Here is a 9718-nt window from a genome sequence, read left to right as displayed (position 1 = left end):
GCCCCCGCCCCGGGCGCGGGCGGCGCGCGCCAGGTCTGGCGGCGGCTGCGCCGGCGGCCCTCGGCCGCCACGGCCGCCGCCGTCCTCGCGCTCCTCGTCCTCCTCGCCCTCGCGGCACCCCTCCTCGCCGGGCTGACCGGCCAGGACCCGAACGCGTACCACGACGATCTCGTGGACTCGGCGCGCGGCGGCGTCCCGCTCGGCTCCCTCGGCGGCATCTCCGCCGACCACTGGCTCGGCGTGGAACCCGGCACCGGCCGCGACCTGTTCGTCCGGCTGCTCTACGGGGCCCGGATCTCCCTGCTCGTCGCACTCGGCGCCACCGCCGTGCAGATCCTCGTCGGAGTCGCCGCCGGACTCGCCGCCGCCCTCGGCAACCGCTTCGCGGGACAGCTCATCGGCAGGCTCACCGATGTGATGATCGCCCTGCCCATGCTGGTGCTCGGCATCGCCCTGACCGCCGTCGTCCCGGCCGACTTCCCGCGGACCCTGCTGCTGATCCTCGTCATCGGACTGCTCAGCTGGGGCGGCACCGCCCGGATGGTGCGCGCCCAGACCCAGGCCCTGCAGGGCCTGGACTTCGTCGCCGCCGCCCGCCTGTCCGGCAACGGCACCCTGCGCATCGCGCGCCGCGAACTGCTGCCGTCCCTGGCCGCGCCCGTCATCACGTACGCGGCGATCCAGGTCCCCGCCAACATCGTCGCCGAGGCCTCGCTCTCCTTCCTCGGCGTGGGCGTGAAGCCGCCCACCCCCTCCTGGGGGCAGATGCTCTCCAGCGCCCAGACCTGGTTCCGCGCCGACCCCCTGTACGTCCTGCTCCCGGCAGGGCTGCTCTTCGTCACCGTGCTCGCCTCCACCGTGCTCGGCGACGCCGTCCGCACCGCCCTCGACCCGCGCGAAGGCTCCCGCCTGCGGATCGGCACCGGAAAGGAGGCCGCGGCGTGACCCGGTTCGTACTCGGCCGGATCGGCGGCGCGCTCTTCGTGCTGCTCGCCCTCTCCGCCACCGTCTACCTCCTCTTCTACGTCGCCCCCGGCGACCCCGCCCGGCTCGCCTGCGGGGAGCGCTGCAATCCGGCGCAGGTCGCCCAGGTGCGCGAACAGCTCGGCCTGAACGATCCGGTGGTCGTCCAGTACCTGCAGTTCCTCCAGGGACTGTTCACCGGCCGGGACTACTCCGGCGGCGCCGGGCTCGTGCTGCACTGCGACGCGCCCTGCCTGGGGTTCTCGTACCAGAACGACCAGCAGGTCACCGGCCTGCTGCTGGAACGGCTGCCGGCCACCCTGTCCCTGGCGCTCGGCGCCCTCGTCATCTGGCTCCTCGTCGGCGTCGGCACCGGGTTGCTGTCGGCGCTGCGCCGCGGGGGACCGACCGAGCGGCTGCTGACCGTGCTGACCCTGGCCGGGACCGGGACGCCCGTGTTCATCCTCGGACTGCTGCTGCTCATGGCGGTCTGCGCGTACCTGCAGTGGCTGCCGTTCCCGACGTACGTGCCGCTGGGCGAGGACCCCGAACAGTGGGCCTGGAACATGCTGCTGCCCTGGATCACCCTCGGCGTCTTCGAGAGCGCCAAGTACGCCCGGCTCACCCGCAGCTCCACCGTGGAAACGCTCGCCGAGGACCACATCCGCACCTTCCGCGCCTACGGGGTGAGTGAGCGGGCGATCGTCACCCGGCACGCGGTGCGCGGAGCGGTCGCCCCGGTGATCGCGCTCAGCGCCGTGGATTTCGGGACGATGATCGGCGGCGCGGTGCTCACCGAGTCGCTGTTCGGGATCCCCGGCCTCGGCAAGACCCTGATCGACGGCGTGCGGGTCGTGGACCTGCCGGTGGTGGTCGGCGTCGTCCTGGCCATCGGCACGGCCGTGGTCCTCGCGGGCGCCGTGGCCGACCTGCTGTACGCCCTCGCCGACCGAAGGGTGGCGCTGACATGAGCCGGATGCTGGTGGAGGTCCGCGATCTCGCCGTCGACTTCCCGGTCGACGGGCCCGCCGGCGGACCGCGGGAGTACGTACGGGCCGTCGACGGGGTCTCGTTCACCCTGGAACCGGGAGGCGCGCTGGGCATCGTCGGCGAGTCCGGAAGCGGCAAGTCCACCGTCGCCGCGGCCCTGCTGGGACTGCACCGCGGGACCGGCGCCCGGCTCGGCGGCTCGGTCCGGGTCGGCGCCACCGACGTCGGCGCGGCCCCGGCCGCGGAGCTGCGCGCGCTGCGCGGGGGCACCGCCGCCATGGTCTTCCAGGACCCGCTCAGCTCCCTCGACCCGTACTACGCCGTCGGCGACCAGATCGCCGAGGTGTACCGGGTCCACGCGGACGTCTCGCGGCGCGCCGCGCGGGCCCGGGCGGTCGAGGTGCTGGACCGGGTGGGCATCCCCGACGCGGTGCGCCGCGCGCGGGCGAGGCCGCACGAGTTCAGCGGCGGCATGCGCCAGCGCGCACTGATCGCCATGGCGCTGGCGTGCGAGCCGCGGCTGCTGATCGCCGACGAGCCGACCACCGCCCTCGACGTCACCGTGCAGGCCCAGATCCTGGAGCTGCTGCACGGGTTGCGCGAGGAGCGCGGGCTCGCCCTGCTGCTGGTCACGCACGACGTCGGCGTGGCCGCGCACAGCGTGGACGAGCTCCTGGTCATGCGGGACGGCGCCGCCGTGGAACGCGGCCCCGTCGGGCAGGTCCTGACCGCGCCCTCGGACCCGTACACCCGGGACCTGCTGGCGGCGGTGCCCAGGCTCGACACCCCGCGGCCGCCGCGCGGCACCGCCCCGGCGGCGGCCGCCGACGCGGGCGTGCCCGTCGTCGAAGCCGTGTCGCTGCGGCGGGAGTTCGGGCGGGGCAAGCGGCGCGTCGCCGCCGTCGGCGGGGTCTCGCTCTCCGTACGGGCGGGGGAGACGCTGGGCATCGTGGGGGAGAGCGGCAGCGGAAAGAGCACCCTCGGGCGGATGCTCGTGGGCCTGCTGGAGCCCGGCTCCGGACTGGTCCGCCACGACGGCCGGGAGACCGGGGGCGTGGTCCCCGGAGTCCAGATGGTGTTCCAGGACCCGGCGTCCTCCCTCAACCCGCGCCGCTCCATCGGGGAATCCATCGCCGACCCGCTGCGCGCGGCGGGGGAGCGGGACGAGGCCGCGATCCGGGCCCGGGTCGGGGAACTCCTGGTCCGCGTCGGGCTGGAGGCCGGGCACCGCGACCGCTACCCGCACGAGTTCAGCGGCGGCCAGCGCCAGCGCGTCGGCATCGCCCGGGCCCTGGCGCCGCGGCCGCGGCTGATCGTCTGCGACGAGCCCGTCTCCGCGCTCGACGTGACCACGCAGGCGCAGGTCACGGCCCTGCTGGCCGAGCTGCAGCGGGAGCTCGGGATCGCGCTGGTCTTCATCGCGCACGACCTGGCCGTGGTCCGGCAGGTCAGCGACCGGGTCGCCGTCATGCGGGGCGGCCTGGTCGTCGAGGAGGGACCGGTCGACGAGGTGTACGACCGGCCCCGCCACGCATACACCCGGCAACTGCTCGCCGCCGTACCGGCTCTGGGAGGCGAGGGGGGCATCGGGGGCGCCTGAGGTACGAGGGCCGCAGGCCCTTTCTAGCGCGCTCGAACGCGGACCGTGGTCGAAAGTTACGACTCTTCACCCCTTCCGGTGGCGCGACGGACAACCGTCCGTCGCGTCATCGGCATATCCGCTTGAGTTTCCCGCGGCGGGTCACCGGACCACGGAGACCGCCTGAACGGGAGATCGGGGGTGCCACTCGTGCGGATCGGACTGCTCACGGAAGGTGGTTATCCGTATGCGACGGGAGAAGCACGGCTGTGGTGCGACCGGCTGGTCCGCGGGCTGCCGCAGCACGAGTTCGAGCTCTACGCGCTGAGCCGCAGCGCCGAGCAGGAGGAACGCGGCCGGGTCGTCCTCCCCGAGCACGTCACCCGTGTCTGGACCGCCCCGCTCTGGGCCCCGGCGGACGACGGGCGCACGTACTCCCGGCGTGAGCGCCGGCGCTTCGCCGACAGCTTCAAGGATCTGGTCCGCGGGATCTGCGCGGGCGGGCCGGAGCCCGAGCCCTTCGCCGCGGGACTGTACGGACTGGCCGAACTCGCCCGAGAACAGGGAGGGTTGTACGCGGCCCTGCGCTCCGAGACCGCGGTGCGGGCGGTGGAGGCCGGCTGCCGGGCCCCCGGCGCACGCCGCTCCGTACAGCGGGCCCAAGTGGCCGACCTGCTCGACTTCGTCGACGAACTGGAGCGGCTGCTGAGACCGTTGTCCCTCGACTGGTACGAGGACCTGCGCGAGGTCGACGTCTGCCACGCGGCGGCGGGCGGGATCGCCGCGCTCCCCGGCCTGCTGGCCAAACGCTTCTTCGGGGTTCCGCTGCTGGTCACCGAGTACGGGGTCCAGCTCCGGGCCCACTACCTGGAGCACGCGGCGGACCCCTCGGCCGCCACGGGCACCGGCGGGCGGGGTGCCACTCCGAGGCCCGCCGTACGGGCCCTGCTCGCGGCCTTCCACATGCGGCTGGCCTCCGAGATCTATGCCGAGGCCGACCTCCTCACCCCCGGCAACGCGCACGCCCGGCGCTGGCAGGAGCGCTGCGGCGCCACCCGCGACCGGCTGCGGACGGTCTACCCGGGGATGGAGGCGGACCGATTCGCCACCGTCGGCGAGGACCCCGGCTGTGGGGACCCCGACACCCTGGTCTGGGTCGGCCGGATAGAGCCCGCCAAGGACCTGATCGCCCTGCTGCACGCCTTCGCCGAGGTGCGCCGGGCCGCGCCCGGCACCCGGCTGCGGATCTTCGCGACCGCCGTCGTCCCCGGCTACCTCGCCGACTGCCGCTCGCTCGCCGCGCAGCTCTTCCCCGACGAGGCCGCAGACGCCGTCACGGTCGGGGAGAACCCCGTCACCTTCGAGGAGATCGGCGGCCCCGAGGCCCCGACGCCGGCCCACGCGTACGGCTCGGGACGGGTGGTCGTGCTGTCCTCGGTGATCGAGGGCTTCCCGATCACGCTCGCCGAGGCGATGCTCTGCGGCCGGGCCACCGTCTCCACCGACGTCGGCGCCGTGTGCGAGGTCATCGGCGGTACGGGGCTGGTCGTCCCGCCGCGCAACCCGCGGGCGCTGGCCGACGCCTGCCTGTCCCTGCTGCGCGATCCCGAACGGGCCCTCCGGCTGGGAGCCGCCGCCCGGGCCCGGGCCCTGGAGCTTTTCACCGTCGAGCAGAACGTGGCCGCCTTCCGGGAGATCTACCTCCAGCTGCTGGCCCGCGGGCCGGCCCGGGGGGAGGGCGGGGTCCCGTTCGAACAGCCCCTGGAGGCGCGGGTTCCGGGGCACTGGACGAGCCCGACGTGGGCGGACCCGGGGGCGGACCGGGCCGGGGGCCCGGCTCCGGCTGCTGCTTCGGCTCCGGCCGCCGCCGCTGCCGCCACGGCCCCGACGCCGGGCGCGGCCTCCGCGAGGACGCCGGGCGCGGCTTCGGCGACGACCCGGGGCGCGGCTTCGGCGAGGACGCCGGGCGCCGCCGCCGCGAAGACCCCGAGCACGACCACCACCACGGCCACGGAGGCGACCGTATGACCCTGGACGAAGCCGCCCCCGTCGCCTCGGCCCCCCGCCGCAGGGCCGCCGGGGACCCCGTCAAGACGCTGCTGCACCGCCACCGGGCGCTCTGCGAGCGGGCCGTGGACCCGCTGGAGATCGCCGCCGGGCTGGAGGTGCAGGGCATCACCGACCGCACCGCCGCGCGCTTCCGGCACCGGGACGTGTTCTCGCTCGCCGAGGAGCTCTACGCCCGCACCCCGCGCGGGGACGAGCCGGCCGCGCCCTCCGCCGCCCGGCCCCGCGACGCCCGGGCCTTACGCGGCTTCGGTCACGCCGTGCTCCCCGGGGCCCTCGCACTCGGGGTGAGCGCGGCCGGGGTGCCGTTCGCGGGCCCCGTCGCCGTGCTCGCCGTCGTCGCCGCCCTGGTCTGGCCCGCCCGGCCCGGGCGGCCCGCCGCCGGCCGGTTCCCCTACGCCGTGCTGCTGCTCGCCGCGGCCGTCGTGGGCTGGGCGGTGTACCGCGACGGCACCGCGCTCGGGGCCGGCCTCGCCCTGGCCGCGGCCCCCGGACACCTGGTCGGCGCCGTGTTCGCCGCCCGCGCCCGGAGCCGGCTCGCCGGGAGCCGGGCCCTGGAGGACTTCGCCGACCGGGCCCGGCCGCTGCTCGTCGCGGCCGCCCTGGCCTTCGCCGCGGCCGGGGCGGCCGCGCTCGCCGGGACCCCGCTCGGCGTCGCCGTACCGCTCGCCGTGCTGCTGTTCCTGACCCGCCTGCTGCTCGGGCACGGGGCTCCGCGCGGGCCCGTCGCCGCAGCCCTGGCCCTCGCCCTGGTCCCGACGCCGCCGGCGGTGTCCGCCGCGGCCGCGGTGCTGCTCGTACACGCCGTCCTCGCGCTCTCCCGGGCGTCCGCGCACGCCCGTCCCTGAGCCCGGCCGCCGTCCTCCCTTCCGCCGCAGCTCTCCGGAGCCGTACCCACCCCTACCCCCACCACCCCCGACCCCCGCCCATCGACGAAGGAGACACAGGATGACCGGCCAGCCAACCAACCGAGGGGCCGCGCGATGAGGGTGCTGCTGATCGGAGCCAACGGATACCTCGGCCGCTACGTCGCCGACCGGCTGCTCGCCGACCCCGCCGTCCAGCTCACCGCGCTCGGCCGCGGCGACGACGCGGACGTCCGCTTCGACCTCGCCACCGGCAGCCCCGGCGCCCTCACCCGGTTCCTCGACGCCGTGCACCCCGGTGTCGTCATCAACTGCGCCGGGGCCACCCGCGGCGGGGCCCGGGAGCTGACCCGGCACAACACCGTCGCCGTGGCCACCATCTGCGAATCCCTGCGCCGCAGCGGCTGCGGGGCCCGTCTCGTCCAGCTCGGCTGCGCCGCCGAGTACGGGCCCAGCCAGCCCGGATCGTCCACGGCCGAGGACGCCGTGCCGAGACCCGGTGGCCCGTACGGCGTCAGCAAGCTGGCCGCCACCGAGCTGGTGCTCGGGTCGGGGCTGGACGCGGTCGTCCTGCGGATCTTCTCGCCCGTCGGGCCCGGCACCCCCGCCGGATCCCCGCTCGGCCGGCTCGCCGAGGCCATGCGCCGGGCGATGCAGAACGGGGACGGCGAGCTCAAGCTCAGCGGGCTCGGCGTGCAGCGCGACTTCGTGGACGTACGGGACGTGGCGCGCGCCGTGCACGCCGCCTCGCTCTCCGCCGCCCAGGGGGTCGTCAACATCGGCACCGGGCGCGCTGTCAGGCTGCGCGACGCGGCCGCGGTGCTGGCCAGGGTCGCCGGGTACGGGGGCGCCCTGCACGAGCTGGACCTGCCGCAGCAGGGCCAGCACGGGCCGGGACACGGGCCGGGACACGGTCAGGGACTCGGTCACGGACCGGGCCACGGGCCCGGGCACGGCCACGGGCACGGCCACCAGGGCGGCGGCCGGCCGCCGGGGCTCGCCGCCATCGGCTCCCCGCGTTCCGAGGCGACGGGCGAGCAGCTCGCCGGCGGCGCCGTGACGCCCCCGTACCCGTACCCCGACGGCTGCGGCGCCTGGCAGCAGGCCGATGTGCGCACGGCCCGGGACCGGCTGGGCTGGCGGCCCCGGATCAACCTGGAGGAGTCCCTCGCGGACATCTGGATGGAGGCGGCGTGCCGCATCTGACGACAGCGGCCACGGCGGCCGCCGCGACCGATGCGGGCCGCCTCGGCCTCGGTGCACCCGGGTACGCGCACCCGCTGCTCGCGCCGGTCGAGTGGGCCGAACTGACCCGGCCCGGGACCCCGCTGCACTGGACGGTGCTCAACGTCACGGACGGGCCGGGCGGTCGGCCCGATCCGCACTGCACGGAGGCCGCGGGCAAGCTCCGGGAGGCCGGCGGGACCGTGCTCGGCCATCTCGCGATGCGAGACGGATCCCGTTCGTTCGGCGAGCTGGTCTCCGACGCCCACCGCTTCCGCGACTGGTACCGGGTCGGCGGTTTCTACCTGGCCGACGTCCCGGCGGACCGGGCCGAGCTGGCCGCCGTACGCCGGGTCACCGCCGCCCTGCGCGGCCTCGGCGAGGACCTCCGCATCGTGCTGGGACACGGCACGCATCCGTACGAGGGCTACGCGGAGGCCGCCGACCAGCTGGTCACCTTCTCCGGGGCGTGGGCCGACTACCGGTGGTCGCAGGTGGCGGAGTGGACCGCCGAGCACCCGCCCGAGCGCTTCTGCCACCTGGTCCACGGGGTGCCGCAGACGCATCTGGAGGAGGCGGTGCGGATCGCCCGCTGGCAGGGCGCCGGCACGATCTGGTTCACCGACCGGGGCGGGGCCGGAGGCCGCGATCCGTGGGCCTCGCTGCCCGCGTACTGGGACGAAATCGTCTCGCGGATCGGACCGGGTGTCTCGGAATGAAGAAGGGCGTGGCAGTGTTACGGGAAGAACCACCGTTACGACGTAACCATCTACGGAGTCCCCGTGTCGCTGCCACCCCTGGTCGAGCCAGCTGCTGAGCTCACCGTTGACGAGGTCCGTCGGTACTCCCGCCACCTGATCATCCCGGATGTCGGGATGGACGGCCAGAAGCGCCTGAAGAACGCCAAGGTGCTGGCCGTGGGCGCGGGCGGCCTCGGCTCGCCCGCCCTCATGTACCTGGCCGCGGCCGGCGTCGGCACGCTGGGCATCGTGGAGTTCGACGAGGTCGACGAGTCGAACCTCCAGCGCCAGATCATCCACAGCCAGGCGGACATCGGCCGTTCCAAGGCCGAGTCCGCGCGCGACAGCGTGCTGGGCATCAACCCGTACGTCAACGTGGTCCTTCACGAAGAGCGGCTCGAAGCCGAGAACGTGATGGAGATCTTCAGCCAGTACGACCTCATCGTCGACGGCACGGACAACTTCGCCACGCGCTACCTCGTCAACGACGCCTGCGTGCTGCTGAACAAGCCGTACGTATGGGGTTCGATCTACCGCTTCGACGGCCAGGCCTCGGTCTTCTGGTCCGAGCACGGTCCGTGCTACCGCTGCCTGTACCCGGAGCCCCCGCCGCCGGGCATGGTCCCGAGCTGCGCCGAGGGCGGCGTGCTGGGCGTGCTCTGCGCGTCCATCGGCTCCATCCAGGTGACGGAGGCCATCAAGGTCCTCACGGGCGTCGGCGAGCCGCTGGTCGGCCGCCTGATGATCTACGACGCCCTGGAGATGCAGTACCGGCAGGTCAAGGTCCGCAAGGATCCCGACTGCGCGGTCTGCGGTCCGAACGCGACGGTCACCGAGCTCATCGACTACGAGGCCTTCTGCGGCGTCGTGTCGGAGGAGGCCCAGGAGGCGGCCGCAGGCTCCACGATCACTCCGAAGCAGCTCAAGGAGTGGATCGACAACGACGAGCCGATCGAGATCATCGACGTCCGCGAGAAGAACGAGTACGAGATCGTCGCGATCCCCGGCGCGAAGCTGATCCCCAAGGGCGAGTTCCTGATGGGCACCGCCCTCCAGGACCTCCCGCAGGACAAGCGCATCGTCTTGCACTGCAAGACGGGCGTCCGCAGTGCGGAAGTCCTCGCGGTCCTGAAGTCCGCGGGCTTCGCGGACGCGGTCCACGTGGGCGGCGGCGTCATCGGCTGGGTCCACCAGATCGAGCCCGAGAAGCCGGTCTACTAAACGGTCCGAGCAGCTGGTCCGGACAGCCGGTCGAGAAGGCCCTCGCCCCGCCCCCACGGGTGGCGGTG

The 9718-nt window shown here is 74.7% G+C and carries 8 protein-coding genes; all 8 read left to right on the top strand.

Annotated features, from left to right (window positions below):
* Window positions 1-945, top strand: a 945-nt coding sequence (locus K7B10_RS15540; RefSeq protein ID WP_229336614.1) for an ABC transporter permease, incomplete at its 5' end; no start/stop codon positions are given.
* Window positions 942-1934: an ABC transporter permease gene (locus K7B10_RS15535; protein ID WP_229336613.1), complete on the top strand. Its 993-nt coding sequence runs from the start codon at window positions 942-944 to the stop codon at window positions 1932-1934. The genes K7B10_RS15540 and K7B10_RS15535, both read left to right, overlap by 4 nt.
* Complete coding sequence (locus tag K7B10_RS15530) at window positions 1931-3553, top strand: dipeptide ABC transporter ATP-binding protein (protein ID WP_308284583.1); 1623 nt, start codon at window positions 1931-1933, stop codon at window positions 3551-3553. The genes K7B10_RS15535 and K7B10_RS15530 overlap by 4 nt, the downstream gene beginning before the upstream one ends.
* Before the next feature lie 189 nt (window positions 3554-3742).
* The gene (pelF, locus tag K7B10_RS15520; protein ID WP_229345086.1) at window positions 3743-5560 is read left to right on the top strand and encodes a GT4 family glycosyltransferase PelF; all 1818 of its coding nucleotides are present in this window, start codon (window positions 3743-3745) and stop codon (window positions 5558-5560) included.
* Window positions 5557-6447 carry a hypothetical protein gene (locus tag K7B10_RS15515; protein ID WP_229336612.1) on the top strand — a complete coding sequence of 297 codons (891 nt, stop codon included), beginning with the start codon at window positions 5557-5559 and terminating at the stop codon, window positions 6445-6447. The genes pelF and K7B10_RS15515 overlap by 4 nt, the downstream gene beginning before the upstream one ends.
* Before the next feature lie 135 nt (window positions 6448-6582).
* Complete coding sequence (locus K7B10_RS15510; RefSeq protein WP_229336611.1) at window positions 6583-7671, top strand: SDR family oxidoreductase; 1089 nt, start codon at window positions 6583-6585, stop codon at window positions 7669-7671.
* The gene (locus K7B10_RS15505) at window positions 7659-8408 is read left to right on the top strand and encodes a spherulation-specific family 4 protein (protein WP_229336610.1); all 750 of its coding nucleotides are present in this window, start codon (window positions 7659-7661) and stop codon (window positions 8406-8408) included. The genes K7B10_RS15510 and K7B10_RS15505 overlap by 13 nt, the downstream gene beginning before the upstream one ends.
* Window positions 8409-8471: 63 nt before the next feature.
* Window positions 8472-9650, top strand: coding sequence for an adenylyltransferase/sulfurtransferase MoeZ (gene moeZ, locus K7B10_RS15500; RefSeq protein WP_229336609.1), 1179 nt, complete (start codon window positions 8472-8474; stop codon window positions 9648-9650).
* Window positions 9651-9718 lie beyond the last annotated feature (68 nt).

Source organism: Streptomyces flavotricini, assembly GCF_020639365.1.
GTDB lineage: Bacteria > Actinomycetota > Actinomycetes > Streptomycetales > Streptomycetaceae > Streptomyces > Streptomyces flavotricini.
The sequence above is the reverse complement of the archived record's forward strand: the minus strand, read 5'-3'. Positions and strand labels throughout refer to the sequence as shown.